The following is a 25,945-nucleotide window of genomic DNA, read 5'->3' as shown; positions in this document are numbered from 1 at the left end:
GCGCAGGAGGAAGCTGGCGTCCAGGCCCGGCAAGCCGCAGCGGTCGCTGCCACTGCCACGCTTCCCTCCGGAAGCGCACGGCCTGCAGTCCTCAACCACGACACAAGGAGAGTCATCCATGAACAGGAATCCACAGGTGCGCAAGACGCTGCAGTACTGCGCCGGCGCGCTGATCTCGGGCGCGGTGCTGATGGGCGCCCCGCTGGCGCAGGCGCAGACGTCGGGCGGGTCTTCCGGCGGCGCCATGGGTGGCGGCACCGCCGATGTCCCGTCCCCCCGGGCCAGCGGCGCCAGCAAGCGCTCCGGGGCCCATTCGGATGGCCGCAGTTCCGGCGGCGCGCATTCCGGCAGCGGCTCCGGAAGCTCCGGCACTGGCTCGGGCGGCAGCGGCGGCACACCGGGAAGCGGCGGTGCCGGCAGCAACGGTTCGGGCGGTTCCGGTACGGGAACGGGCAGCGGTGCCGGCGGTTCGGGCATGGGGCCCGGCGGCACCGGAGCCGGTGGCTCCAGCGGTGGCGGTACCGGTGGCAGCGGTGGTGGCAGCGGCGGCGGTGCCGGAGGCGCCACCGGCCGTTGAGCAGGCCCTGCAGCGCTAGCGCGCCGGGAAAGGCGTGCGCCCGGCCGGTACGCCGGCGCTGGCGGGCGCGGTTCCTACAGCGCATGCCCCGCCCGTCCCACCCCGCGCACGTCCTGCGGGGAGCCCAATAAGGGATCGCAGGTTGAAAAGGAGGTGCCGCATGTCCGTCGTCCAATGCCCGGGAGGCTCCGCCTTCTTCATCGCCGAAAGCACGCGTGCGCGCCAGATGGGGCAGCGCGACCTTCCCCGTTGGCAAGCCCAGCTCGGCGACGTCGAGCCCTGCCCGGATGCCGAGGACATTCCCGACAGCCGCCAGGCCGTGCAATCCCAGTTCTCGGATGAAGATGTTCCCCGCCACCGGCAGTGGCTGGGTTGAGGCCGTGATCCGGGGCAGTGATGCGCTTCAGCGGCGCAGCCGGCAGGCCGCCCGCACCAGCCGGTCGGCCTGGTCCGGTATGGCCTTGAACGTGACGGGCGCCTCTCCCTGCCGGAACGTCCGTTCCGCGGACGCCGCACCCGTCCAGCCCGGCAGCGCGTAGAAGCGCATGCGGGTGTACCAGGCTTCCCTCCGGGAGCAGTCCACCACCACCAGGCTTTCATGGCCGCGGTACGGGCCCCCGCCATAGGCTTCGCGCACGGTCTCGCGGGTCACGCGCACTTCCACGCTGATCAGGTCGCCCTCGAGGTGCGTGACCGACTCCGGGCGGATCTGTATCAGGTCCCGCTCGACCAGCGCCGGATCCCCATACACGGTGAACCATCCGCCATCCGCAGCGGATGTCAGGGAAAGGGTGGCCAGCAGGACGCCGGCAATCAGAGCGTGCATGGGTGGGGCGCCAGAGGGTGCACCATTGTGATCAATTCGTCCATCACCCCCTTCGCGCCATGGGCTTGCCGGCATGCAAGGGTGCGGGGTGACCATCCGGGCTGCTTTACACCCCGCACGGCCGCCGGACCGAGAGTGGCCACGGTACCGGCCCAGACCCCGCGCCCTCCAGAATAGGGGCGCCATTCCGATACGGGCTGTGAAGGCAGGTAAGTTGCTTGTCGGTGTGCGTGGGAAGCCTTGGCCTGCCCGGAGGGACTCGAACCCCCGACCTATTGCTTAGAAGGCAATTGCTCTATCCAGTTGAGCTACGGGCAGATGGTGGGAAGCAGGCCGGCTGCTGCGGCGCTTCCGAGGCCCGTGATCATACCCGTGCGGCAGGCAGCCCCGGGGGGCGGGGGCATCGCCGCCGGATCGCTTTGCGGTTATAACGGAACACAGCGAGATCGCTTCCACCGCCCCTCCCGCGCGCTGAGCGCTGCCAAAGCCCCTCCTTTGACACATGCCCCATAGCGTCGCCCTCATCCATACGATCGCCGTCGGCCTCGGCCTGGCGCTGCTGCTGGGCTTCCTGGCGACGCGGGTGCGCCTGCCCGCCCTGGTGGGCTACCTGCTGGCGGGCGTGGCGATCGGGCCCTACACGCCAGGCTTCGTGGCCGACGGGGCCATGGCCAGCCAGCTGGCCGAGATCGGCGTCATGCTGCTGATGTTCGGCGTCGGACTGCACTTTTCCCTGGGCGACCTGCTCGCCGTGCGCAAGATCGCGCTGCCCGGCGCCATCGTGCAGATGGCCGTGGCCACGCTGCTGGGCGTGGGCCTGGCCACCTGGTGGGGCTGGGGCCTGGGCGGCGCGCTGGTCTTCGGCCTGGCCCTGTCGGTGGCCAGCACGGTGGTGCTGCTGCGGGCGCTGGAAACGCTCGGCATCCTCGATTCCTACACGGGCCGCATCGCGGTCGGGTGGCTGGTGGTGGAGGACCTCGCCATGGTGCTGGTGCTGGTGCTGCTGCCGCCCCTGGCGGGGTGGCTCGGCGGCACGCCGGAGGGCGCGGCCGATGCCGTGGCCCATCCACCGCTCTGGAAGACCGTGGGCTGGACGCTGGCACAGGTGGGTGGCTTCGTGGCCGTGATGCTGCTGGTGGGGCGCCGGCTTTTTCCCTGGATGCTGTGGCAGGTGGCGCGCACGGGCTCGCGCGAGCTGTTCACGCTGTGCGTGGTGGCAGCGGCCGTGGGCATCGCTTTCGGCTCGGCCGCGCTGTTCGGGGTGTCGTTCGCACTGGGCGCGTTCTTCGCGGGCATGGTGATGCGCGAGTCGGAGTTCGCCCACCGCGCCGCGCAGGAATCGCTGCCGCTGCGCGATGCCTTCGCCGTGCTGTTCTTCGTCTCCGTGGGCATGCTGTTCGATCCGCGCGTGCTGCTCGAGCGCCCCCTGCAGGTGCTCGCCGTGGTGGCGATCATCATCTTCGGCAAGACCTTCGCGGCGGCCGCGCTGGTGCTGGCCTTCCGCTATCCGCTCCAGACCGCGCTCACCGTGTCGGCCAGCCTGGCGCAGATCGGCGAGTTCTCGTTCATCCTCGTGGGCCTGGGCGCATCGCTGGGCCTGCTGCCCCCGGAAGGCGCAAGCCTGGTGCTGGCGGGCGCGCTGTTTTCCATCGCCTTCAACCCCATCCTGTTCCGAGCCATCGCGCCGCTGCAGGACTGGCTGCGGGCGCGCTCTGCCTGGGCGCGGCAGCTGGAGCTGCGCGACGATCCGCTGGCGGAGCTGCCGCAGAGCACGCACCAGCGCTACCTGGCCCGGCAGGTGGTGCTGGTCGGCTACGGCCGGGTGGGGCGCCGCATCGCCGCCGCGCTGGCGGCGCGCGACATCCCGTTCGTGGTGGCCGAGCAGAACCGGGAACTGGTCGAGTGGCTGCGCGCCCGGGGCATGGCGGCCGTCGCCGGCGATGCCGTGGAGCCGGCCGTGCTGATCCAGGCGCACATCGCGCGCGCCCACATGCTGGTGATCGCCACGCCGGACACGCTGGACGTGCGGCAGATCGTCGCCACTGCCCGCACCCTCAACCCCGCCATCGAGACCGTGGTGCGCACCCACAACGAGGAGGAGGCGCAGTTGCTCGAAAGCGAGGGCGTGGGCAAGGTCTTCCTGGGCGAGGAGGCGCTGGCCGTGGCCATGACCACCCACGTGGTGGCCATGGCGGACGGGCAGGAGCGCCAGGCCGCCACGGTGCCGGGCACGCTCGACGAGCGGCACGCGTCCGTCTGACCCGCCGGTGCCTGCCGGGCGGTGCATGGGCGCCGCACGTGCGCCATGTGGGCGCTAGGCGGGCGCCGCGGTTCAGCTCAGTCCGGTTCCTCGAACACCAGCGTCGGCGTGGTCATCACCCGGGCCATGTCGCCCAGCGAGCCGATGAGCCGGTTCGCGAAATAGCTGTTCTGCGTGTCCGGCTCCAGCGCGGCGACCGCGAGGTTCGCCAGCGGCTGGTTGAGCGGCACGTAGTAGCTGCCGGCGGGCGCATCGATGGCGGTGCGCACGGTCTCGACCTTCACGCGCACGGTGTCCGCCGCGCCGGCCACGGTGCCGCGCACGTCTTCCCGCGGGGCGGTGTCGCGTGCGGTTTCACGGTAGGTGTCGGCCAGCAGCGATCCCTGCTCGGCCACGCGCATCACCTGCACGCCCATCATCTTCAGGTGGTCCACCGCCTCGCCCGCCGCGGGACCGAGCCAGTAGCCACAGGGGCGCGGGCGGCTGGTGAGGATGCGCAGGTCGAGCGACGAGTTCCATTCCACGCGCACGGTCTTGTCGGCACCGGTCTGCGGGTCGAGCATCAGCAGGTCGCGCTGCGTGGCGGTCGGGCCCGCATCCACGGCGACCTCGCCGCGGCAGGCCTGCGCGACCGTGTCGCGCGCGACGAACGAGCGCACCTGCTCCAGGTTGGCTGCACGCTCGGCCGTGCTGCGCAGGGCGCTGGTCAGCGCCGTCACCTGGGTATGCACGCGGCGCTGGATGTGCGTGCGGCCGATGCCCACGCCGCGCGTTTCCACCAGCAGGCTGACCGCGTTCTTGAGGCCGTTCACGTTGCGGCCGGTGTCCGGCCGCGTGCCGCCCATGGAGACGCGCATGTCCGCCGGATCGGTGGAGGTGGTGTAGTACCAGTCGCTGGTCAGTCCCTGGCCCTGCAGGGCGGCCGCCATGGGCTGGTAGTACCACTCGCGCGAAGCCTTGGTGAGGAATTCCGGCACGTTGGCGGTGGTGGCGTACTGCATCAGCGCGTCGTAGCGCTGGATGCCGCCGAACTTCTGCAGGAAGCGGCCGACCACGGTGTATTCGTGCGCATCGACGATGGCGATGGGGCGGTAGTCCCGCACCAGGCGGGCCAGTCCCTGCGCCTCGGGTGTGGTGAGCAGCAGGTGGTCCCGGTTCATGTCGGTGCCGTTCGCGGTCACGCGGGTGCCGGCTTCCGCGCCGTCGGGGTTGGCGCGCGGCACCACGACGACGTTGATGCGGTCCAGCAGCGGCTCCAGCAGGCCTTGCGTGAGTTCACGCGCGATCACCAGCAGCGCTTCCGAGCCCGCGGGCTCGTCACCGTGCTGCTGGCCGATCAGCACCACGGTGGGCCGGCCGCTGGCATCCAGTTCCTGCAGCGAGGTGCCGGCTCCGCGCGTGGCCACGAGGGCCTCGAGCGGGACGCCACGCTGCGAGCGGCCCCACTCGATCACCGCCGTCTTCGTCGCGCTGCCCGCCTGGGGCGCGAGGCTGTGCAGCCACTGCGAGGCCTCGGCGTTGGTGGTGAAGGCCCGGCGGCCGTCGGCCAGGCCGGGCGTGTCGTAGCGCACCGAGGGATCGGGGAACCGTGCCGCGACGGCGGCGGAGTAGGGCAGGGCCTCGGCCGGCGCAGCGGCGGGAGGGGGCGCCGCACCTTCCGGCTGCGGCACGATGGGGGTTTCGGAGACCGGAGTGGTGACCACTTCCGCGCGCGTGGTGCCCAGCGGCGGGGGAACGGTGCGTGCGGGAGCCGGACGCGTCTGCGCGGTGGAGGGCAGGGGCGTCGGCGCGCTCGCGGGCCAGGGGGGCAGCGGCGTGCTGCTGCAGCCCGCCGCCAGCACGGCGATGGCCAGAACCAGGGGTGCGAGCGCGCGGGGCGGCAGGCCGGGAGCGGCGGTCCTGGAGGGACGGAGGGCGTCGAATGGCTGGTTCATGGTCGATCGGGCCGCGTGCGGCCGGGGTTGGCAGGCGGGGCCGATGTTACCCGGCGCCGGGGCCGGGCCGTGTCGGTGGCAGTCCCGTGTGCCAGCGCATTCGGGCCCGGACCGGCGGAAACGAAACGGCGCGGCACGGAACGGTCCGGAGACCGCCCGTGCCGCGCCGTGGGCATGCAGCGCCGCCCCGGGAAGGGGCTGCGCGGAGATTCAGCGCCCGTAGCCGCCGCCACCGCCGCCACGGGGGCCGCGGTTGCCGCCACGGCCGCCGCCGTAGCCGCCGCCACCACCACCGCCATAGCCGCCACCACCGCCGCCGCCGCTGCGGAAGCCGCCGCCGCGCCGGCCGCTGGACATGCTGTCCACGCTGGTGCGCATCGGGTCGGGCTGGCCGCCGCCACTGCCGCTGCCATGCCGCGTGGGGCCCAGGTGGGTGCCGAGCTGCGTGCCCAGGTGGGCGTTCTCGCGCCGCGGCTGCAGGTCGTCGGAGCGGTGGCCGCCTTCGCTGCGCGGGGGGCGGTTGCCGCGGCCGCCGCCATTGCCGCCGCCACCGTTGCCGGAGCGCGGATGGCCGCCGTTGCCGGGATGCGCCGCACGCGGGCCGTTGCCCTGGCCCTGGCCTTGCGCGCCGCCGCGGCTGCGCTGGGGCTTCTGGCCACCGTTGCCGCCGCCTTCGCCCTGGCCTTGCGCGCCGCGTCCGCCGGACTTGCCGCCGCCGCTGCGCTCACCCTGGGTGGCCTTGTTGGTGCGGATGCGTTCCATCATCTCGCTGCGCGCTGCCTTGGCAGCTGCCTGCATGACTTCGCGGCTCGGCGGCTTCCCGGCACCGCCCCAGATGGTCTGGCGGCCCATGGCGATCGGCTCGGCCTTCTCGCCTTCCTCGGGGCCGAAGCCGTCGAGCACCTGCACCGGGATCTCCTGCTTGGTGAAGCGCTCGATCTCCATCATGAAGCCTTCCTCGTCCATGCAGACCAGGCTCACGGCCTCGCCGCTGGCGCCCGCGCGGCCGGTGCGGCCGATGCGGTGGACGTAGTCCTCGGGAACGTTGGGGATCTCGTAGTTGACGACGTGCGGCAGCTCGTCGATGTCGATGCCGCGCGCGGCGATGTCGGTGGCCACGAGGGCGCGGATCTCGCCGCTCTTGAAGCCGGCCAGGGCCTGGGTGCGGGCGCTCTGGCTCTTGTTGCCGTGCAGCGCCATGGCCGTGACGCCGTTCTTGGTGAGGAATTCGGCCACGTTGTTGGCGCCGAACTTGGTGCGGGTGAAGACCAGCACCTGGCTCCAGTTGTGCTGCTGGATGATGTGCAGCAGCACCTGCTTCTTCTTGCCACGGCCCACGGGATGGATCACCTGCGTGATGCGCTGCACCGTGGTGTTGCGCGGCGTGACCTGGATGCTCTGCGGGTTCTTGAGCAGGGTGTTGGCGAGTTCACGGATCTCGTCGCTGAAGGTGGCCGAGAACAGCAGGCTCTGCTTGTCGCGGGGCACCAGGGCCAGCACCTTCTTCACGTCGTGGATGAAGCCCATGTCGAGCATGCGGTCGGCTTCGTCCAGCACCAGGATCTCGACCGTGGAGAGGTCGAGGAAACCCTGCTGCTGCAGGTCCAGCAGGCGGCCGGGAGTAGCCACCAGCACGTCCACGCCACGCTTGATGCGGTCGATCTGCGGGTTCATGCCCACGCCGCCGAAGACGACGGTGGAATTGATGTCGAGGTACTTGCCGTACGCGCGCACCGATTCCTCGACCTGGGCGGCGAGTTCCCGCGTGGGGGTCAGCACGAGGGCGCGCACGCCCTTGCCGCCGAACTTGCTCTTCGGCGCCGATCCTTGCGAAAGGCGGTTCAGCATGGGCAGCGTGAAGGCCGCCGTCTTGCCCGTGCCGGTCTGGGCTCCGGCGAGGAGGTCGTGCCCTGCGAGCACGGCAGGGATGGCCTGGGCCTGGATGGGGGTGGGGGTCTCGTAGCCCTGCTCGTGCACGGCTTTCAGAATGGCCGGGGCCAGATTCAGTTCGTCAAAAGTCATTCAAGGAAGCGCCCTCTCCGGGCGCGGGAGGCATCGGCCTGTCGCAGGACCCGGGGGAGGGGCTGCGTCCAGTCAAGGCAGATGGGATTCACGAATGGGAGCCGGAACACCGCGTGGCGGCTTCCTCGTCCCCAGCAGGTTGCTGAGGCCGCCGGTTCCTGGTGCCGGCGGCTGAGGCGCTATTGTGGCACGAGATCGCACCACACCGTGCGCAGGGACACACTGCAGGCGTGGCCGTTGCCCGCGCCGGACTGTCCCGGGCTTAGACTGGCGACCTGTCATTCACGTTGCGGTGGCCGTGCCGCCATCGGGATTTACCCGGTGCGCGGCCGTCGTCACCACGCCAGCCCGCGGATCCGCCCCCATGCCCTCAACGCCATCGACATCGCCCGCCGCAGCGCCGGACGGCGCCCTGCAACTCGACATCGCCCACATGGAAGGCCTGGTCTGGTCCGGCCCGGTGCGCGTGGTGGGCCTGCCGGGCGCGGAGGGCGCCTTCGGCGTGCTGCACGGCCACACGCCGCTGCTCACGCGGCTGCGCGCGGGCTTCGTGCACATCGAGACCCCGGCTGGCGAGCGCATCGAGGTGTATGTGTCCGGCGGCTATGTGGAGATCCAGCCCGCGCGCGTCACGGTGCTGGCCGACACCGCCGTGCGCAATGCCGACCTCGACGCCGCGCGCGCCGAGGCCGCGAAGCAGGCGGCCTCCAGCCTGCTCGGCGGGGAGCTCGCCCATATCGACCACGCGCTGCTGCATGCCGAGATCGCGCGCGCCGCGGCGCAGTGGACGCACGAAGCCCGCAAGCTCTCCGGGCGCTAGGCCCTCCCGCCGGGCCCGGCATCCCGTCCGGCGCAAAGCATCCGATAATCGCAGGCGAAGCCTCCGCCGCGCGGCGCCCCGCCGCCGCCTCCCGCCCCTGGCGGAGCCGCCCCCATTCCAAGGAAAGAAACCCAATGGCCCAGTACGTTTATTCGATGAACCGCGTCAGCAAGACCGTGCCCCCGAAGCGGCAGATCTTGAAGGACATCTCCCTGTCGTTCTTTCCCGGCGCCAAGATCGGCGTGCTGGGCCTGAACGGCTCGGGCAAGTCCACGCTGCTGAAGATCATGGCCGGCGTGGACAAGGAGATCGAGGGCGAAGCCATCCCCATGCCGGGCCTGAAGATCGGTTATCTGCCGCAGGAGCCGCAACTCGACCCCAACCACACCGTGCGCGAGAGCGTGGAAGAGGCCATGGGCGAGGTCTTCGCCGCCAAGGCCAAGCTCGAGGAGGTGTACGCCGCCTATGCCGAGCCCGACGCCGACTTCGACGCGCTGGCCGCCGAGCAGGCCCGCCTGGAGGCCATCATCGCCACCGCCGGCACCGATTCCGAGCACCAGCTGGAGATCGCCGCCGACGCGCTGCGCCTGCCGCCCTGGGAGGCCAACGTGGGCGTGCTGTCCGGCGGCGAGAAGCGCCGCATCGCGCTCTGCCGCCTGCTGCTGTCCAAGCCCGACATGCTGCTGCTCGACGAACCCACCAACCACCTGGACGCCGAATCCGTCGACTGGCTGGAGCAGTTCCTGCACCGCTTCCCCGGCACCGTGGTGGCCATCACCCACGATCGCTACTTCCTCGACAACGCGGCCGAGTGGATTCTCGAACTGGACCGCGGCCACGGCATTCCGTATAAGGGCAACTACAGCACCTGGCTGGACCAGAAGCAGGCCCGCCTCGAATCCGAGCAGAAGGGCGAGGAAGCCCGCGCCAAGGCCCTGAAGAAGGAACTGGAGTGGGTGCGCCAGAACGCCAAGGGCCGCCAGGCCAAGTCCAAGGCGCGCATCGCCCGCTTCGAGGAACTGAGCGACTTCGAATACCAGAAGCGCAACGAGACGCAGGAAATCTTCATTCCCGTGGCCGACCGCCTGGGCACCCAGGTGATCGAGTTCAAGAACGTCACCAAGTCCTTCGGCGACCGCGTGCTGATCGACAACCTGTCGATGAACATCCCGGCCGGCGCCATCGTCGGCATCATCGGCCCGAACGGCGCCGGTAAATCGACCCTGTTCAAGCTGATCGCCGGCCGCGAGCAGCCCGACAGCGGCGAGGTGGTGATCGGCTCCACCGTCAAGATGGCCTACGTGGACCAGAACCGCGATGCGCTGTCCGACGAGAAGACCGTGTGGGAAGACATCTCGGGCGGCCTGGACATCATCAACATCGGCAAGTTCCAGATGGCGAGCCGCGCCTATGCGGGCCGCTTCAACTTCAACGGCGGCGACCAGCAGAAGAAGGTCGGCAGCCTCTCGGGCGGCGAACGCGGCCGGCTGCACCTGGCCAAGACGCTGATCGCGGGCGGCAACGTGCTGCTGCTGGACGAACCCTCGAACGACCTGGACGTGGAAACCCTGCGCGCCCTGGAAGACGCGCTGCTGGAATACGCGGGCACCGTGCTGGTCATCAGCCACGACCGCTGGTTCCTTGACCGCATCGCCACCCACATCCTGGCCGCCGAAGGCGACAGCCAGTGGGTGTTCTTCGACGGCAACTACCAGGAATACGAAGCCGACAAGAAGAAGCGCCTGGGCGAAGAGGGCGCCAAGCCCAAGCGCATGCGCTACAAGGCGCTCAAGTGAACGCGGGACGGCTCCACCCCGTCCGGTAGCTCCGTCCTTTTCCCGCCGCGATCCCCACCGCGCCGAACCACGCCGCCGCGCCATGTCCGCCATCGCCCCCGCCGCCCGGTCGGCTTTCCGTGCCTGCGTCGTGGCAGCCATCCGCGACGGCGAGGCGGTGATGGAGGCGCTGGTGGCGCAAACGCGCGATGCCCTGGAGGCAGAGGCACCGCTGGCGCGCGAGCCCCGGCGGCGCGATGCGCTGGAGGGCGCCCGCGCGCTGCTGGTGCAGCACGCGCCCGCGCTGGTGAGAGGCTTTCCCATGGCCCTGCTGGAGATCTTCGCGGGCGCCGGTCCGGACGCCCGGGCGAGGCCTTCAGAGCCCGCGGGGCTGGATTTCGGCGAGCTGTCCCTGATGGACGAGGCCGAGGTCATGGCGCAGGTGGAACTGTCGCGCGCCCAGCAGGTGGCGCTGCATGCCACCGAAGCCGTGCTGGCGGAACTGGACGCGCTGGTGAGCGCGGCCCAGGGCCTGCCCAGCGTGCAACCCGACCGCAATCCATTGCGGCCCGGGAACTACATCCGCGCCCTGCAGCAGGTGGTGGGCGCCACGGGGGTTGCGTCCGACGTGCGCACCCTCTGGATGGCGCCGCTGCGCAATGCCCTCGGCACCCAGCTCCAGGCCGCCTACCGCAGCGCCGCTGCCCGGCTCCGCGAGGACGGCGTGCAGCCCGTGGGCTACGCCGTTGCAGCCCATGCTGCGGGGCGGAGCGCCGCCGCCGGGCGCTGGCATGGGCCGGCGGCTGGCCAGGTGGGCGGTGGGCAGGGCGGCGGCTGGGGCACGGCATACGGCCCCGTTCCCACACTGGGCGACATGCAGTCCGCGCAGGGCGGATGGCGGGGGCCGGTGACCGACTGGAGCGGCATGGCGGACGCGCCGCTGCAGCCGTCCCGGCCGGCAGTCCTGGCGCCTGAAGCCGAGGAAGCGCTGCTCACCGTCGCCATGCTCCGGCAGATGCTGACCCAGCCGATGGGGTCGCTCGCCGCCCCGGCGGCCGCAGGGGTGCCCGCGCACCTGGCACTGGCGGCGCATCCGGGGGGACTGGACGGCCTGCCACTGGCCGGCCTGCCACTGGCCGTTCCCCCGGACGGTGGTCTCGCCGCCGCTGCGGCCGAGGCCATGGAGGACATCGCCGAACTCGAGCGCATCGTGGGCCGCCTGTCCGGCAGCCTGCCCGCACCGCTCGCCGCCGTCGCGCCCGCAGCCGCGCATCCGGGCATGGCTGCGGCCCCCATCGCACCACCGGCAGCCGGCCCGGCCGGCGCGCCTGCACGTTCCCGCTCGCGCACCGCCAGCGAGGTGGTGAGCCGCATGATGGACAACATCGCGCAGGACGACCGCCTGCTGGCGCCGGTGCAGCGCTCGCTGCAGAACCTGCGACCGGCGCTGCAGCGCCTGGTGCGGCACGACCCGCGCTTTTTCACCGATGAGCGGCATCCTGCGCGCCGCCTGCTGGACGTGCTCACCCAGCGGGCGCTGTCCTTCGATTCCGAGGACGTGGATGATTTCAGCGGCTTTGCGCGCCTCATGGAGCGGGCCGTGGAAAGCGTGACTTCGGGCGACACCCGCAGCGCCGACACCTTCGCTGCCGCCCTGGCGGGGCTGGAGGCCGGCTGGTCCGAGCAGGACCGGCGCCGCCGCGAGCGGGAGGAGTCCGCGCGCGCCGTGGCGCAGGAACTGACGCGCCGCGAAGCGCTGTCGCAGCGCGTGTCGCAGGACATCCGTGCGCTGGCCCGCACCGAGGACTTACCGCCGGACATCGTGGAGTTTGCCGCGGGCCCCTGGGCCGATGTGGTGGCGCGCGCCCAGGCGGACCGGCCCGGCGAGGATGACCCCGGCGGCTACCTCGCGGTCGTGCCCGAGCTGTTCTGGCTCGCCCAGCCCTGGCTCGCAGCCCGCACGCCCGAGCGCCTGGCCCCCGCCGTCACGTGCATCCTGGGCGCCCTGCGCGGCGGTTTGGACAGCGTAGGCCACGACGAGGGCATGACCGCCGCCATCCTGGAGCGTGTCGCGACCCTGCACCAGGCGGCCGCCGAACAGGCTGCGGCCCGCGCTGGGGAGGCCGTGGACTCCGGCATGCCGCAGACCGGCCACTCCCTGCTGGAGCCCGAGGAGCCCGAGGAGTCCGAAAGGCCCGGAGAGGCCGGCGAGGACAGGGCCGGGGGGGCAGCCACGTCCGCTGGCGGGGCGAACGCCTCCGGCGACGAACTCTCCATCGGTACCTGGGTGGAGCTCACCACGAATCACCGCGCGGTGCATACGCAGCTCACCTGGGCCAGCCCGCACCACACGCTGTTTTTGTTCACGGCGCCCGACGGCAGCACGCAGTCCATGACGCGGCGCGTGCGGGACAAGCTCATGGCCGAGGGCGCGCTCAAGGTGCTGCCGGGGCCTCCGGCGAAGATCCGGCCCGCACGTGGCGGATCGCGCAAGCCCGTACGCTGAGCCGCCGCAGGCCGCGCCAAGAGCGGCTAACACGACCCAGCGAAGCGGTTCTGGCCAGGCGCCGTATCACAGGCAGTACGAGTAGTACGACAAGATGCGGCAACGACGCCAGAAGGGTCGTGCTAGCCGCTCTAAGGAGTAGCGGAGGGGGCCTGCATGCCGCCAGCCACCTTCTGCCGCACGATCTGTATGTGGTGGCGCAGCGCATAGAGCTCATCCGCATACGACAGCGGCACGCTCACCTTCTCGACCTGGGTTTCCAGCCGGGCCAGCTGCGCCAGCAGTTCCGGGGGCGGCATGCTGCCGGTCTCGAACTGGTCTTCGATCTCGCGCAGGCGGCCGTACCAGCGGAACACGCGCGAGCGCACCCGGAACTGGTAGAGCGGCGGCACGATGCGCGACAGCGGCAGCATGGCCGCCAGCAGCACGCCCAGCACCAGCCACATGCGCTCGACGAGGTTGGCGATCCAGAACGGCAGGTAGCGCTGCAGCAGCGGCGGCGAGCCGTTGATGGCGCGCTCGCCTTCGGCGGCGATCGGCACCTCGCTGTGGCGGGTATTGGGAAACTCGCGCGCGCGGTTGAACCAGCCCGCGCCGCCGTGCAGCGTCTGCGCGCTCTGCGCGAACAGCTGCAGCAGCGCCGGGTGCGTGCCCTCGCGCGCCAGCAGCGAGGTGGTGGAGGCCACCAGGCGCACATCGGAGGAGGGCACGTTGCCCGCGAGGTCCACCACGCCGCGCGGCAGCGTGACGGGCGTGAGGAACGGAAAACGCCGGGCATAGGCTTCGTTCTGCGGGAAGTCCATGAGCCGCACGCCGGGCGTCTGCAGCAGCATTTGCACCATCAGTGATTCGGGCGCGGAGGCGAACACCAGCGCGTCCAGCCGGCCCGCCAGGAAGTCCACCGTGGCGGGCGTCTGGCCCAGTTGCGTGCGGTGCACGCGGGCCGGGTCCACCCGGTTGGCTTCCAGCAAGGTGTCCATGAGGGTCGGAACCCCACTGCCCGGCGTGCCCACGTTCACCCGCAGGCCGCGCAGCTGCGCCAGGCTGGCGAGGCGGCCGTTGGCGGACACGCGCCGCGCTGTGTCGTCCCGGTAGAACAGCCAGATCGGCTCCACGAACAGGCTGCCGAGCGACTCCAGGTTCCCGGCGTCCTCCGGGCGCAGTTCGCCCGTGCCCCCCTGCACGAAGGCCAGGTCCGCCCGGCCCTCGCGCAGCAGCTGCAGGTTGGCCGAGGAGCCTTCGCTTTCCAGAAGCAGCACGTCGATGCCGTCCGCCGCCAGGGCCTTGCGATAGCGCTGGCCGAACTCGGCGTAGGCGCTCTGTGCGGGGCCGGTGGCCAGGGTGACCCGGCGCGGAGGATTGGGCTGCAGCCACCAATAGGCCAGCGCCACCAGCCCCACGGCCAGGAAGGCGAGCGGCCCGGCCGAGAGCAGCAGGTCGCGCACGTTCAGCAGGGCGGTGCGCAGGCGCCGGGCGGCGGTGCGCGATCGGGCGGCCAGCATGTTCATGGCCAGACCGCTCCCCAGGAGGCCATGCCGCCCAGCTCCGCTGCGCCGGGCAGATGCAGGCCCTGCGGCGTGGCGAGCGAGCGCGCCGCGAGCACCGCGCGCAGCGTGGCGCGGGCCGTGACTTCGGCCGCCAGGGTGGACAGCACCATCATGCCCGGCGAGCGGCCCGCCAGGCCCGTGCCCAGCGCGAAGAGCGTGTCGCCGTCCGACAGCGTGTGCACGGGGTTGATGGCGCGCGCCAGCCCGTCGTGCGCGCACACCGCCAGCCGCCGCGCCTGTGCCTTGGTGATGGCGGCATCGGTCGCCACCACGCCGATCGTGGTGTTGGTGCCCGCGAGCAGCGTGTCCGGCACGTCCCCGGCCAGCAGAGCGCGGCGCGTGTCGCGCAGCCGCAGCCCGTCGGCCGTGCGCGCACCCGCCACCGGACGGCCGGACTCCGGGTCCACCACGTCGCCTGCCGCATTGCAGGCCACCAGCGCGCCCACGGTCACCCCCAGCACGGTGATCGACGCGCTGCCGATGCCGCCCTTCATGGCGTATTCCATGCCGAAGAGCTTGCCCACCGAGGCACCCGCGCCCGCGCCCACGTTGCCTTCGGCCGGGTCCGCACGCGACGCGGCGGCGCAGGCCGCGTAGCCCGCGGCAGCGTCGGGGCGGATGCGCGCGTCGCCCACGGGCAGGTCGAACAGCACGGCGGCCGGCACCAGCGGAATGCGTGCCACGCCCACGTCCAGGCCGATGCCGCGCTCTTCCAGCCAGCGCACCGCGCCGCCGGCCGCATCCAGTCCGAACGCGCTGCCGCCGGCCAGCATCACGGCATGGATGCGGTCCACCAGGTGCGTGGGCTCCAGCAGGTCGGTCTCGCGCGTGCCGGGCGCGGCGCCGCGCACGTCCACGCCGCCCACGGCGCCCTCCCGGGCGATGACCACGCTGCAGCCGGTGGGCCGGCGCGTGTCGGTGCTGTGGCCGACCTCGATGCCGGCGACGCGGGTGATGGAGCCGGCATCGCCGGCAGGGCCTGGGGAGTGCGAGAACTGGGACATGGGAAGAAGGGCCGGTTCGCCGGCGTGCCGCGGAGGCGCCACCATAGCGCAAGCGCGCGGGCTCGGTCAGCCCGCGAGGAGCCTGCGGCGGAATCCCTCCGGCGACAGGCCATGCCAGCGCTTGAAGGCCTGGGAGAAGGCCGACAGGTCGGCATAGCCCATGCGTTCGGCCACTTCGGTCAGGCTCAGCCGGGGATCGCCGACCAGCGCCGCAGCGGCCGAGGCCTGCGACTGCGCCGCCAGCTGCCGGAAGGACGTTCCTTCGCCCTGCAGCCGCCGTTTGAGAGTGCGCTCGCTGGTGTGGAGCAGGCCCGCGATGTGCTGGAGGCTGGGGAGGGCGCCCGGGGGCAGCGCGGCGAGCTGGTGCCGCACCATGGCAGCGCAGCCGATGTCCACGCGCCGCTGCTCCAACAGTTTCTGGCACATGCGCTCGCACATCGCCGCGGTGGCCGGGTCTGCCTGGGGCAGTGGCCTGGCCAGATAGGCGCGGTCGTAGGCGATCAGGTATGCGTGCGCCTTGAAATCGGGCACCGCGCCGAGGATGTCGTGGATGCCGGCGGGCGGCGCCCCGATCCTGCCGGGCAGGGCCTTGAGCGCGATGCGGTCCAGCCGGAAGCCGTCACCCGCCACCTGCCGCATCAGCATGGCGGCGGCGGCCATGTCGCGTTCGACCAGGAGGCGGCCGAGCCCGGGCGACAGGTCCGGCTCGCTGAAATGCACTTGCACCGAGTCCTCCAGCACCTGCGTGCTGATGGCGGAAAAAGCATACGAGAGCGGCAGGAAGCGCATCGCGATCTCCAGCGCCGCGCCGGCCGTGGCGCTGCTCAGGAGGCCATAGCCCCACATGCCGAAGTTGCCCAGCCGGTAGCGCAGGCCGAGCTCCAGTCCCAGGCCGGGCGGGTGCCCCAGCAGCCGCGAAAGATTGCGCGCCACCTGCAGCTCCTGCCCGGGTTCCAGCTCGGCGTCGGGCTCGGCCAGCAATGCCTCGCCGATACCGCTGCCGGCAAGCAGCGACGGGCAGTCCAGCCCTTTTTCACGGCCGTACTCCACCAGCAGGCGCGCGCCCGTGACCCCTCTTCGGAACATCAGAAAGCTCATCCAGACTTACCCTCAATGCCGCCGATTTGGCCCGAATTCTAAAGTGGCTGGCCCGGCCGCGCCTTGTGGCGCGCCGGGCGTGATTCGATGATGGCCCCATGCATAACGACGATACGGAGACATGATGCACGTGCGAATCCCATTCCCGACACCGTGCAGCCGCGGCACCGGGAGGCGGCCATGCTGATGCCGACGCCCATTCCCGGCACCTCCCTGGCCGGCATGCTGGCTCGCCAGCGCGCGGCGTTCGACGCCGAGCCGATGCCTGCCTGGCAGGCGCGCGCCGACCGGCTGCGCCGCCTGCTCGCCCTCACGCACCGCTGCGAGGCGCAATTCATCGCCGCCATCGACGCCGACTTCAGCGGCCGCAGCGCGCATGAAAGCCGGCTGGCCGAATTGTTCGTGGTGCGCGCCGGCATCCGCCATGCCCTGCGCCACCTGCGCGGCTGGATGCGGCCGCGCCGCGTGCCCACGCAGATGCATTTCCTGCCGGGCGGCAACCGCCTGCTGCCGCAGCCGCTGGGCGTGGTCGGCGTGGTCGCGCCCTGGAACTATCCGCTGCAGCTGGCGCTGGGGCCGGCCGTGGCCGCACTGGCGGCGGGCAACCGGGTGCTCATCAAGCCGTCGGAACTCACGCCCCGCTTCGCGGACGCACTGTCGCGGGCCGTTTCCGATGCGTTCGATCCCTCCGAAGTGGCCGTGGTGACCGGCGATGCAGAAGTGGCCCGCGCCTTCGTGGAACTGCCCTTCGACCACCTGTTCTTCACCGGCTCCACCGCCGTGGGCCGGCAGGTGGCCCAGGCCGCTGCAAAAAGCCTGGTGCCGGTGACGCTGGAACTGGGCGGCAAGTCGCCCGCCATCATCGATGTCAGCTGCGACCTGGGCGAGGCCCTGCCGCGCATCGCCTTCGGCAAACTGCTCAATGCCGGCCAGACCTGCATCGCGCCCGACTATCTGCTGGTGCCGGCCGGCCAGGGCGAGCCGGTGGCGCACGGCCTGGCCGCCGCCATGGGACGGCTGTATCCGCGGCTGCGCGACAACCCCGACTACACCTCCATCGTGAGCGACCGGCACCGCCAGCGCCTGCTCGCATTGCTGGACGATGCCCGGGCCCAGGGTGCGCGCGTGATCGAGGTGAACCCGGCCGGCGAGGACTTCAGCCACGGCACGCGCAAGCTGCCACCCGTGCTGGTGCTGGGCGCCACGGCGCAGATGCGGCTGATGCAGGATGAAATCTTCGGCCCGGTGCTGCCCATCGTGGAGGTGGCCGACACCGGGGCCGCCATCGCCCATGTGAGGGCAGGGGATCCACCGCTGGCCCTGTACTGGTTCGGCCGCGACCGGGCCGCCGAGGGACGCGTGCTGAACGGCACGCTGGCTGGCGGCGTCACGGTCAATGACTGCCTCTGGCACCTCGCGCAGGAGCACCAGCCCTTCGGCGGCGTGGGTGCGAGCGGGCAGGGCGCCTACCACGGCCGCTGGGGGTTCGACCGGCTGAGCCATCTCAAGCCCGTGTTCCGCCAGGCCCGGTTGAATGGCACGGCAATGTTCCATCCACCCTATGGCAAGACCTTCGAGCGCCTGCTCGGCTTGCTGGAGCGGCTGGCCTGACCTGAAGTGATGATGAGATGAAGGAGACAACGACATGAGCGACCTCTTCGATTTCGTGGTGGTGGGCGGCGGCTCCGGCGGCTGCGTGCTGGGCGGGCGGCTGACGGAAGACCCGGCCACCAGCGTCTGCCTGCTGGAGGCCGGTGGACGGGGCGACGGCGCGCTGGTCCGCATGCCGGTCGGCGCCGTCACGATGATCCCGACCCATCTGAACAACTGGGCCTTCGAGACCGTGCCGCAGCCCGGCCTGGGCGGGCGCCGCGGCTACCAGCCGCGCGGCCGGGCCCTGGGCGGTTCGTCGGCGATCAATGCGATGGTCTATATCCGCGGGCACCGCAGCGACTACGACGACTGGGCGCGCATGGGCGCCACGGGCTGGTCGTACGACGAGGTGCTGCCGTATTTCCGTCTCTCCGAGCACAACGAGCGCATCCAGGATGCCTGGCACGGCAGCGACGGCCCGCTGTGGGTGGCCGACCCGCGCACGGACAGTCCCTTCCATGCCGCCTTCCTGGAGGCGGGCCGGCAGGCAGGCCATGCGGTGAACTCCGACTTCAACGGTGCAGAGCAGGAAGGCGTGGGTGTCTATCAGCTCACGCAGAAGCACGGCGAGCGCTGCAGCGCGGCACGCGCCTACCTGCTGCCGCACCTGGGGCGGCGCCCGAACCTGGAGGTGCGTACCCATTCCCGGGCACTGCGCGTGCTGTTCGAGGGCCGGCGCGCCGTGGGCGTCGAGTACCTGCAGGATGGCGTGGTGCGCAGCGTGCGTGCGCGGCGCGAGGTGATCCTGGCGGCCGGCGCGCTGCAGACGCCGCAGCTGCTGATGCTTTCGGGCGTGGGCGCCCTCCATGCGCTGTCCGCGCAGGGCCTGCCGGTGGTGATGCACCTGCCCGGCGTGGGGCAGAACCTGCAGGACCATCCCGATTTCATCTTCGGCTACCAGGTGGACAGCACCGCCGCCATGGGTGTGTCGCTGTCCGGCGGACTGCGCATGCTGCGCGAGGCGCTGCGCTACCGGCGGGAGCGTCGGGGCATGCTGACCTCGAACTTCGCCGAATGCGGCGGCTTCCTGCGCTCGCGCCCCGATGCGGACCGGCCCGACCTGCAGTTGCATTTCGTCGTCGCCATGGTGGAAGACCACGCCCGCCGGTTCCGCCTGGGCCACGGCCTCTCGTGCCATGTCTGCCTGCTGCGCCCGCGCAGCCGCGGCAGCGTGGCCCTGGCCGGCCGCGACCCGCTGGCCGCGCCGCTGATCGATCCCGCCTTCTATGCCGATGGGCAGGACCTGGAGGACATGGTGCGGGGTTTCCGCATCACGCGGCAGATCATGCAGGCGCCCGCCATGGCCCGCTGGCTGCGCCGGGATGTGTTCACGAAGGACGTGGAGTCGGACGAGCAGATCCGCGCGGTGCTGCGCGCGCGTACCGATACGGTCTATCACCCCATCGGCACCTGCCGCATGGGCTCGGACGAGAACGCGGTGGTCGATCCCCAGCTGCGCGTGCGCGGACTGGACCGGCTGCGCATCGTGGATGCCTCGGTCATGCCGACGCTGATCGGCGGCAACACCAATGCGCCCACCATCATGATCGCCGAGAAGGCGGTGGATCTCATCCTCGGCCGCCGGCGCGTTGCGCAAAGCGGCGACGCTTCGCCATCCATCCCGCAGGAGGCCACCCATGCGATCGCCTGAGACCCCTGCCGCGATCCCCGGCGCCACGTCCTTCCGCTTCCTCATCATCGGCTCCGGCTTCGCCGGGCTGGGCATGGCGATCGCGCTGCGCAAGGCCGGCATCGACGACTTCGCCATCCTGGATAAGGCCGGCGACGTCGGTGGCGTCTGGCGCGACAACGCCTACCCCGGCGCTGCCTGCGACGTGCCGTCGCACCTGTATTCGTTCTCCTTCGAGCCCAACCCGCGCTGGAGCCGCGTGTTCGCTCCGCAGGAGGAAATCCTCGAATACCTGCGCCACTGCGCCCGCCGCTACGACCTGCTGCGACACGTGCGCTTGCGCAGCGAGGTCGCGTCGGCCGCCTGGGACGAGTCCGCGCAACGCTGGATGGTGCAGCTGCAGGGCGGCCAGCGCCTGGATGCGCAGTTCCTGGTCAGCGGCACGGGCCAACTGAGCCGTCCGGCGCTGCCCGCCATCGCCGGCATCGAGCGCTTCGCCGGGCCCAGCTTCCATTCGGCGCGCTGGGACCACGGCGTGGACCTGGCAGGCAAGCGCGTGGCCGTGATCGGAACCGGGGCCTCGGCCATCCAGTTCGTGCCGGCCATCGCCGGCCGGGTGGAGGCGCTGCATGTGTTCCAGCGATCGCCCAGCCACATGATGCCGCGCCCCGACAGGGCCTACAGCGGGCTGGAGAAGGTGCTGTTCGGCCGCGTGCCCGGCGCCATGCGGCTGCACCGCGCCTGGATCTACCTGAAATACGAGTCGCGCGCGCTGGCCTTCACGCGCTTCAAGGGCCTGATGCAGTGGGCCGTGGGCCGGCCCTTCCGCAAGATGCTGGAGCGGCAGGTGCCCGATGCGGCACTGCGCGAGGCGCTCACGCCCGATTACCCCATCGGCTGCAAGCGCATCCTGCTGTCGAGCGAGTACCTGGCCACCATGGCGCGCGCCAACGTGCATGTGCAGACCGGCGCCATCGATCGCGTGGAGCCGGGCGGCATCCGTACCCGCGACGGACAACTGCACGCTGCCGACGTGATCGTCTACGGCACGGGCTTCGCGGCCACGCAGTTCCTCTCGCCCATGAAGATCACAGGGCGCGGCGGGCGGGACCTGAACGCCGCCTGGCAGCGCGGCGCGGCGGCCTACCTGGGCATCACCGTGCCGGGCTTTCCCAACTTCTTCATGCTCTACGGCCCCAACACCAACCTGGGCCACAACTCGATCGTGTACATGATCGAGAGCCAGATCGCCCACGTGATGCGCTGCCTGCGCGCCATGGAACGCGCGGGCGCGACCACCATCGAGCCGGACGCGCAGCGCTTCGAGCGCTACAACCGGCACATCCAGCAGAGCCTGCGCCGCACCGTCTGGAATGGCTGCAAGAGCTGGTACGTGGACGCCAACGGCCACAACAGCACCAACTGGCCGGGATTCACGCTGAGCTACCGGGCTGCCACCCGCTGGTCGGGCCTGGACGCCTACCGGCTGCAGAGCCCGCAGGCGGGCGCCGATGCCACGCGCATCGCACCGCCGCCCGGTGTCGCGGAAAACCTCTCGGCCGCCTTGCTGCGCGGCTTCCTGCGGCTCGGCTTCAAGCGCCTCATCGGCCCTCCCTTCGGCGCAGGCTGGCAGCGCGCGGTGGTGGGCCTGCTTTCGCCGCTGATGCCCGGCGCGCGCGGCACCGTCCAGTACCGGGAGCAGTGGGGTGGTGTTCCGGTGCAGGTCGTGGCGCCTGCCGTGGGCGAAGGCCGTACCCATGTGCTCTACCTGCATGGCGGCGCCTTCTGCCTGGGCAGCCCGCACACGCACCGCAGCATCACCACGCGGCTGGCCCTGTCGGCCGGCGCGGTGGTGGCCGTGCCGGATTACCGCCTGGCGCCAGAGCACCCTTACCCCGCAGCGCTGGACGATGCCCGCGCCTGCTACCAGGCGCTGCTGGCGCGCGGCGTGGCGCCCGGGCGCATCGTGCTGGCCGGGGACTCGGCCGGCGGTGCGCTGGCCATGGCGCTGCTGCTGTCGCTCAAGCGTGCCGGCCAGCCCATGCCGGCCGGTGCGCTGCTGATCTCGCCCGTGACCGACCCGGCGCTGCGCGGGGCGAGCCTGGCGAACCTGCGCGCCGAAGACCCGATGATCCGCGAAGGCTGGCTGCGCCAGGGTCTGGCCTGGTACGGTGCCCCGGCCACGGCGGGCGAGCACCAGCCTCTGGCGGCGGACCTTTCCGGCCTGCCGCCCGTGATGATCCAGGTGGGCGAGCAGGAAGTACTGCGGGACGATTCGCTGCGGCTGGCCGACCGGCTGCAGCAGGCGGGCGTGGAGTGCCGCCTGCAGGTGTGGCAGGGGCGCTGGCACGTGTTCCACCTGCAATCGGCCTGGCTGCGGTCTGCTGCGCTGGCCATTGGCGAACTGGGCGCGTTCGCCCGGGAGCGGGTCCGGAGCGCGGGCGGACTGGGCGCGAGCATTGCGCAGGCGCGTTCCATCGCCACCGCGCCAGGGGGCGCGGGCCGGCAGGATGCCTGCGCGTTGCCTTGAGGCGTGCCAGGGCGGATGTCACCGCGGCGGGCGGCGTTCCCCGCTGCGGCAAGCCGCGAACAAGTTGCCCAGCGTCAGGTGTTCCGACCACGCCGCCTCGAGATCCACGCCGTAGCGGCTGGCGGCCTCGAGCGCCAGGACCTCGAGCTCCATCGCATCGACGCCCAGGCCGCCCTGGCGCGGGTAGCGCGCGGTATGGATATCCAGGATACGGTCGTCCGGTGCGAATCGCAGCCGTTCGCCGGCATGCAGGAGGAAGCTGCCTGCGAACATGCTAAGGAAGTCGCGGATCTCCTCCTTGCTGGCATGCGGAAATGCGCGCCTCCAGGCGCGGCCCTGGCAGGGGCGGCCGCGGAACGACCCGGGGGCCCGGCTTCCGGGCCGGGAAATCCACAGGGCGCATGCTGCCAGCAGATCGGTGAATGTTCGTACGAACGCAGGCATGCCTGGCCGCAAACTTCAGAGGAGGTTGGACAAAACCCGGGCCAGGCGGTCCTGGATGGCGTCCATCACTTGCCCGCGGCGTTCGCGCCGATCTCCGGCATATACGGCAACCTTCACTGTTTCGCGCATCGCGAAAGACTCGAACGTGCCGTTGTCTTCCTGGCGTTGCTCAATGCGATTTCCGCCGATCACGAAGAAGTCCTTTTTGCGGTTCTCCTGTTTCACGACACCGACATTGACGTCAGACAGCACGAGGTAGCTGTCGTATTCGTTGTTGGCTCGCAGCACTTCCTGCAGTGTCGCGCCCGCGACGGCTCCCAGCAATGCCCCCGAGCCCGGTCCCGTGCCACCGGGGCGCTTAGCCATCTCGTAGCCGGCCACGCCCCCCAGCAGCATGCCCAACTCATTGGACGCACGCTGGCGACCTTGTGCCACCGAGTTCATGAAGTAAAGGTTCACGTCAACGAGGATGCCGAAGTTCTGCTCGCCGATCTGGTAGCCGGCAGCGCGCAGGCCGGACTCCATTGCACCCCTGATTGCAGAGACGTCGATGGAGGGGTCCCCGGAGGAGTTGCGCAGGCGGAGCTTCACAGTCCGGTTGGCGAACTGGCCGGGATCGACGAACACATTCTTCGATGTGGCGCTTCCGATCTTGAATGCGTTGACCTGGGTGTCATGGGCGGCGCATCCAGCGAGGGCCATGAGCACGAGTGGCAGGAAAAGTCGGGTTCTCATGGTCATTTGCCTTTGAATCGATCGAGGTACGACCGGATCTCGTTGTAGGAGACGCTGAAATTGAGGTTCTGCGAGCCTTTGTCCACGCGGATCCAGTCATTGACGCCGATCACGGCGTCCTTGAGCAGTAGCGGTCCGCCAGAATTTCCCTGGCTGATGGGCGTATCGGTTTGAACGAATTCCACGAGGTTGTCGGAGCCGATGGCAGCGCTGCGCTGGCGCCGCATCGCGCTGATGACACCGCGCGTGATGGTGAATTCATACCCTTTCGGATGACCGATGGCCTCGACGGTTTCTCCGAGCTTGAGCGGGCCGGTGTGAATGGCTAGCGGCTTCCCTGCCTGCTGTGCCTTGACCAGTGCGAGATCGAGGCGCACGTCGTGGTCTATTACGCGGCCATAGGTCTTCGTGCCGTCGTAGTAGGTCATCTCCACCAGGGATTGGCCCTCGACCACATGGTGGGCTGTGAGCACCAGTTCCGGGGTGATGTAGAACCCCGTGCCGGTGGCTTTCGCGTTGCGTATCACGACGACGCTGTCGAAGCGTCCATCTGCAATCGTGTCGCCCACTGGCGCCCGGGCAGGAGGTGCACTGGCCAATGCCGCAGTGCCGCGTGCATTCAACCCGGAGTAAGACGGAGCGGCTGACGCATAGCTGCGCGTGCTGAGCGTTTTGAGAAACGCCTGCATGTTCGTGTAGGTACTAGATTCGGCTGCGCGCAGGTTGGAAGAACTGAAGAGCGTGCTGATGGGGACGGTCATTGGCCGCTTCTCCCAGGCCGTGACCTCGTCCTCGGTCTTGACATTGCGCTGGATGCTGGCTTTGTCCGGGTCGGCATCCCTCACGTTGTAGGCAACGTTGAACACCTCGTTGTCATTGATCTGGAAGCTGTTGCGAAGGATGCGCTTCTTTCTGACGTCGATGACGTAGTAGTTCACATCCGCCGTTTTTGTCGTGTTGATATCAACGGACTGATAGGCATATTCCGAGTACACGGGCTGGTCGATCATCTGGCTGGTGGCAGCGAGGCGTGCCGAAGCCTGGTCGACGCCGGCACGCGCACCGGCGCTCGCCAGGCCGTCAGCGAGACCTTGCAGCGCGCAACCCCAGCCGGAGCACAGCTTCGGTATGGCGCTGCTGATCTGCGCGCGCTGGAATTCGGCCATGGCTTTCTGGTAACTCGCCATCGCGGTGACATAGTCGGGATTCTGAATTTGCTGGGTTCCCGTCTGAGCGCGGCTCTTGTTGTCGCGCTTGTTCCTGAATTCGCGGGATACCTTCGCCACGGAAAGATCCGTGACGAAGAGGTAGTCGAACCGGGAGATGTCTCCGGAAGCGAAGACGGAATCGGTGGCTGGAGCGAAGCGGAATTCCAGGTCCGGCTTGAAGGCAATCTCGAAATCAAAGACGTTGCGGTCCCTGAAGCTGGCACTGGTCAGATCGACATAGCCGATCGTCGCGAGCCCCGCCAGCGCTTCCGCTCCGCTGCCGAAAGGTGTCCGGAGGCTGCCCAGCGTCGACACTTCATCGAGCGATATGTGCCCATCGGCCATGAGTTGCCTGCGCACGATCTCGACATAGGTGTCGTCTATGCTTTTGCGACTCTGCTCGTGCAGATAAGGTCCGAGCTGGACAGCTTGCCGGTAATAGCTGTCCTTGTCGCTGCGATGGGACGCCAGTTTGGCGAGCGCCGCGGTCTGGAACCTGGGAGAGCCGACATAGTCGCTTTCGCTGAATGTATGTCGGCCGATGAACTCCGCGCTGTGCCTGCCTTGGCTCAACGTGTCCTCGAAAGTAGATTCGAGAGCCTCGGCTTTGCCGGCCTCGGCAAGCTGTACCACCCGCGCGGCTTGTTCTTCCAGTTGCTGTCTCTTCTCTGAGCCCACATGGGTCAATTCAAGCAGCCGGTCTGCTGCAATGGCTTCAAGAACCTGATCACTGTTCTTGAGGGTGCGAGAAATCTGCGGCCATTGCGATTTGTCAGCGAGGCTGTGGATACCCCTCAACTCGTTGAGCGCCGAGTCCGCCTTGTTGCGGTAACGGGTTTCCCACACCTGGTTGGCCAGCTGTTCGAATTCGGGTGGAAGAGGTTTGTCGCTGCCTTTGTAGCGTTTCTCGAAGTAGGCGGCTTCTTTGAGAAAGAGCGCATCCGCTTCGTCGAATTTCTGCTCCCCGACCAACTTCTTGAGTTCGCGCAATTGCGGGCTGAACGCATCGCCAATGGTTCCGCTGATGTCGTCCAGCCCCAGCTTGCCGAACTGCAACTGGGGAAGAGTGGAGGCGCTGCCCCCTTGCGTGGTGACGCAGCCTCCGAGAGCCAGGCCCGATACCAGCAATGCCAGGCGAAGCAGTCCACTGCTTTTGTTCATTTGATCGTTCCTCCTGCAGGCCGGGGCTCGCCATACCGCGGGCCACGCGCCACAGCACGAACCTGTGGAACGTCCCTACCCCCTTATACAACTGGAAACATCTTAAGGGATGGATAGGGGATCGCCAATGGGTTTCAGCCCGATCCATCGAGGAGGCTCAATGTGATGGGCGCACCCCCGTCCGCGGAACGGGCGTACGAGATCCAGGTGTTGGC

Annotated in this window: 18 protein-coding genes and 1 tRNA gene; 9 read left to right on the top strand and 10 right to left on the bottom strand. The window is 70.1% G+C overall.

The genetic code is table 11. The annotated features are described in order from the left end of the window. Positions 1-118 precede the first annotated feature (118 nt). Together T336_RS25725 and T336_RS0106965 are read left to right on the top strand one after the other, a co-directional pair. On the top strand, positions 119-577 hold the full coding sequence (locus T336_RS25725) for a hypothetical protein (RefSeq protein WP_050858795.1): 459 nt from the start codon (positions 119-121) through the stop codon (positions 575-577). Between the two features lie 160 nt (positions 578-737). Next, positions 738-953, top strand: a complete 216-nt coding sequence (locus T336_RS0106965; RefSeq protein ID WP_026431995.1) for a hypothetical protein — start codon at positions 738-740, stop codon at positions 951-953. A 27-nt stretch (positions 954-980) separates the two neighbouring features. Here T336_RS0106965 and T336_RS0106960 read toward each other — a convergent pair whose 3' ends face one another. Then, positions 981-1,403, bottom strand: a complete 423-nt coding sequence (locus T336_RS0106960) for a hypothetical protein (protein ID WP_026431994.1) — start codon at positions 1,401-1,403, stop codon at positions 981-983. A 241-nt stretch (positions 1,404-1,644) separates the two neighbouring features. Continuing rightward, positions 1,645-1,721: transfer RNA gene (locus tag T336_RS0106955), tRNA-Arg, on the bottom strand. Positions 1,722-1,905: 184 nt separating this feature from the next. On the opposite strand from T336_RS0106955, the gene T336_RS0106950 reads away from it, so the two are divergent. Beyond that, a complete protein-coding gene (locus T336_RS0106950; protein ID WP_026431993.1) occupies positions 1,906-3,663 on the top strand; it encodes a cation:proton antiporter domain-containing protein in 1,758 nt (585 codons plus the stop codon). Positions 3,664-3,740: 77 nt separating this feature from the next. On the opposite strand, the gene T336_RS0106945 is transcribed toward T336_RS0106950, so the two are convergent. Further along, positions 3,741-5,597 carry a M14 family metallopeptidase gene (locus T336_RS0106945; protein WP_026431992.1) on the bottom strand — a complete coding sequence of 619 codons (1,857 nt, stop codon included), beginning with the start codon at positions 5,595-5,597 and terminating at the stop codon, positions 3,741-3,743. A 210-nt stretch (positions 5,598-5,807) separates the two neighbouring features. Next, a complete protein-coding gene (locus T336_RS0106940; RefSeq protein ID WP_026431991.1) occupies positions 5,808-7,619 on the bottom strand; it encodes a DEAD/DEAH box helicase in 1,812 nt (603 codons plus the stop codon). Positions 7,620-7,983: 364 nt separating this feature from the next. Here T336_RS0106940 and atpC point away from each other — a divergent pair, with 364 nt between their 5' ends. The 3 genes from atpC to T336_RS0106925 all read left to right on the top strand — a co-directional run bounded on the left by atpC (position 7,984) and on the right by T336_RS0106925 (position 12,720). Then, the gene (gene atpC, locus T336_RS24835; protein ID WP_050858797.1) at positions 7,984-8,439 is read left to right on the top strand and encodes an ATP synthase F1 subunit epsilon; all 456 of its coding nucleotides are present in this window, start codon (positions 7,984-7,986) and stop codon (positions 8,437-8,439) included. Between the two features lie 134 nt (positions 8,440-8,573). Then, entirely contained in the window at positions 8,574-10,235 is a 1,662-nt protein-coding gene (gene ettA, locus T336_RS0106930; protein ID WP_019700040.1) for an energy-dependent translational throttle protein EttA, read from the top strand. 82 nt (positions 10,236-10,317) lie between these two features. After that, positions 10,318-12,720, top strand: coding sequence for a DUF1631 family protein (locus T336_RS0106925; protein ID WP_026431990.1), 2,403 nt, complete (start codon positions 10,318-10,320; stop codon positions 12,718-12,720). A gap of 131 nt (positions 12,721-12,851) precedes the next feature. Here T336_RS0106925 and T336_RS0106920 read toward each other — a convergent pair whose 3' ends face one another. From T336_RS0106920 to T336_RS0106910, 3 genes are all read right to left on the bottom strand, one after another. Continuing rightward, a complete protein-coding gene (locus T336_RS0106920; protein ID WP_051647074.1) occupies positions 12,852-14,228 on the bottom strand; it encodes a TAXI family TRAP transporter solute-binding subunit in 1,377 nt (458 codons plus the stop codon). Then, complete coding sequence (locus T336_RS0106915; protein WP_035207194.1) at positions 14,225-15,271, bottom strand: P1 family peptidase; 1,047 nt, start codon at positions 15,269-15,271, stop codon at positions 14,225-14,227. The genes T336_RS0106920 and T336_RS0106915 overlap by 4 nt, the downstream gene beginning before the upstream one ends. 66 nt (positions 15,272-15,337) lie before the next feature. Next, positions 15,338-16,357 carry an AraC family transcriptional regulator gene (locus tag T336_RS0106910; RefSeq protein WP_317135407.1) on the bottom strand — a complete coding sequence of 340 codons (1,020 nt, stop codon included), beginning with the start codon at positions 16,355-16,357 and terminating at the stop codon, positions 15,338-15,340. A 192-nt stretch (positions 16,358-16,549) separates the two neighbouring features. On the opposite strand from T336_RS0106910, the gene T336_RS0106905 reads away from it, so the two are divergent. Genes T336_RS0106905 through T336_RS0106895 form a run of 3 tightly spaced genes read left to right on the top strand, consistent with a single transcriptional unit; the run spans position 16,550 to position 22,182 of the window. Continuing rightward, the gene (locus T336_RS0106905; protein WP_051647078.1) at positions 16,550-17,980 is read left to right on the top strand and encodes a coniferyl aldehyde dehydrogenase; all 1,431 of its coding nucleotides are present in this window, start codon (positions 16,550-16,552) and stop codon (positions 17,978-17,980) included. A 34-nt stretch (positions 17,981-18,014) separates the two neighbouring features. After that, a complete protein-coding gene (locus tag T336_RS0106900) occupies positions 18,015-19,673 on the top strand; it encodes a GMC family oxidoreductase (protein WP_026431987.1) in 1,659 nt (552 codons plus the stop codon). After that, complete coding sequence (locus T336_RS0106895; RefSeq protein ID WP_026431986.1) at positions 19,660-22,182, top strand: flavin-containing monooxygenase; 2,523 nt, start codon at positions 19,660-19,662, stop codon at positions 22,180-22,182. Before T336_RS0106900 ends, T336_RS0106895 begins: the two co-directional genes overlap by 14 nt. 18 nt (positions 22,183-22,200) lie before the next feature. Here T336_RS0106895 and T336_RS27345 read toward each other — a convergent pair whose 3' ends face one another. The 3 genes from T336_RS27345 to T336_RS0106880 all read right to left on the bottom strand — a co-directional run bounded on the left by T336_RS27345 (position 22,201) and on the right by T336_RS0106880 (position 25,730). After that, positions 22,201-22,455 (bottom strand): hypothetical protein, encoded by a 255-nt coding sequence (locus tag T336_RS27345; protein WP_244883887.1) that lies wholly within the window; start codon positions 22,453-22,455, stop codon positions 22,201-22,203. Positions 22,456-22,641: 186 nt separating this feature from the next. Next, positions 22,642-23,361, bottom strand: a complete 720-nt coding sequence (traT, locus tag T336_RS0106885) for a complement resistance protein TraT (protein WP_035225400.1) — start codon at positions 23,359-23,361, stop codon at positions 22,642-22,644. 2 nt (positions 23,362-23,363) lie between these two features. Beyond that, positions 23,364-25,730, bottom strand: coding sequence for a S1C family serine protease (locus T336_RS0106880; RefSeq protein WP_244883886.1), 2,367 nt, complete (start codon positions 25,728-25,730; stop codon positions 23,364-23,366). Between the last annotated feature and the right edge of the window lie 215 nt (positions 25,731-25,945).

This window comes from Paracidovorax oryzae ATCC 19882, assembly GCF_000687165.1.
Taxonomy (GTDB): domain Bacteria; phylum Pseudomonadota; class Gammaproteobacteria; order Burkholderiales; family Burkholderiaceae_C; genus Paracidovorax; species Paracidovorax oryzae.
The sequence above is the reverse complement of the archived record's forward strand: the minus strand, read 5'-3'. Positions and strand labels throughout refer to the sequence as shown.

Bases quoted from the DNA above. Each gene is read 5' to 3' on its own strand.
- T336_RS27345 (WP_244883887.1), bottom strand. From the start codon at position 22,455: ATGTTCGCAGGCAGCTTCCTCCTGCATGCCGGCGAACGGCTGCGATTC.
- T336_RS0106915 (WP_035207194.1), bottom strand. From the start codon at position 15,271: ATGTCCCAGTTCTCGCACTCCCCAGGCCCTGCCGGCGATGCCGGCTCC.
- T336_RS0106940 (WP_026431991.1), bottom strand. From the start codon at position 7,619: ATGACTTTTGACGAACTGAATCTGGCCCCGGCCATTCTGAAAGCCGTG.
- T336_RS25725 (WP_050858795.1), top strand. From the start codon at position 119: ATGAACAGGAATCCACAGGTGCGCAAGACGCTGCAGTACTGCGCCGGC.
- T336_RS0106925 (WP_026431990.1), top strand. From the start codon at position 10,318: ATGTCCGCCATCGCCCCCGCCGCCCGGTCGGCTTTCCGTGCCTGCGTC.
- T336_RS0106900 (WP_026431987.1), top strand. From the start codon at position 18,015: ATGAGCGACCTCTTCGATTTCGTGGTGGTGGGCGGCGGCTCCGGCGGC.
- T336_RS0106880 (WP_244883886.1), bottom strand. From the start codon at position 25,730: ATGAACAAAAGCAGTGGACTGCTTCGCCTGGCATTGCTGGTATCGGGC.
- T336_RS0106950 (WP_026431993.1), top strand. From the start codon at position 1,906: ATGCCCCATAGCGTCGCCCTCATCCATACGATCGCCGTCGGCCTCGGC.
- T336_RS0106965 (WP_026431995.1), top strand. From the start codon at position 738: ATGTCCGTCGTCCAATGCCCGGGAGGCTCCGCCTTCTTCATCGCCGAA.
- atpC (WP_050858797.1), top strand. From the start codon at position 7,984: ATGCCCTCAACGCCATCGACATCGCCCGCCGCAGCGCCGGACGGCGCC.
- T336_RS0106910 (WP_317135407.1), bottom strand. From the start codon at position 16,357: ATGTTCCGAAGAGGGGTCACGGGCGCGCGCCTGCTGGTGGAGTACGGC.
- traT (WP_035225400.1), bottom strand. From the start codon at position 23,361: ATGAGAACCCGACTTTTCCTGCCACTCGTGCTCATGGCCCTCGCTGGA.
- ettA (WP_019700040.1), top strand. From the start codon at position 8,574: ATGGCCCAGTACGTTTATTCGATGAACCGCGTCAGCAAGACCGTGCCC.
- T336_RS0106960 (WP_026431994.1), bottom strand. From the start codon at position 1,403: ATGCACGCTCTGATTGCCGGCGTCCTGCTGGCCACCCTTTCCCTGACA.
- T336_RS0106945 (WP_026431992.1), bottom strand. From the start codon at position 5,597: ATGAACCAGCCATTCGACGCCCTCCGTCCCTCCAGGACCGCCGCTCCC.
- T336_RS0106920 (WP_051647074.1), bottom strand. From the start codon at position 14,228: ATGAACATGCTGGCCGCCCGATCGCGCACCGCCGCCCGGCGCCTGCGC.
- T336_RS0106905 (WP_051647078.1), top strand. From the start codon at position 16,550: ATGCTGATGCCGACGCCCATTCCCGGCACCTCCCTGGCCGGCATGCTG.
- T336_RS0106895 (WP_026431986.1), top strand. From the start codon at position 19,660: ATGCGATCGCCTGAGACCCCTGCCGCGATCCCCGGCGCCACGTCCTTC.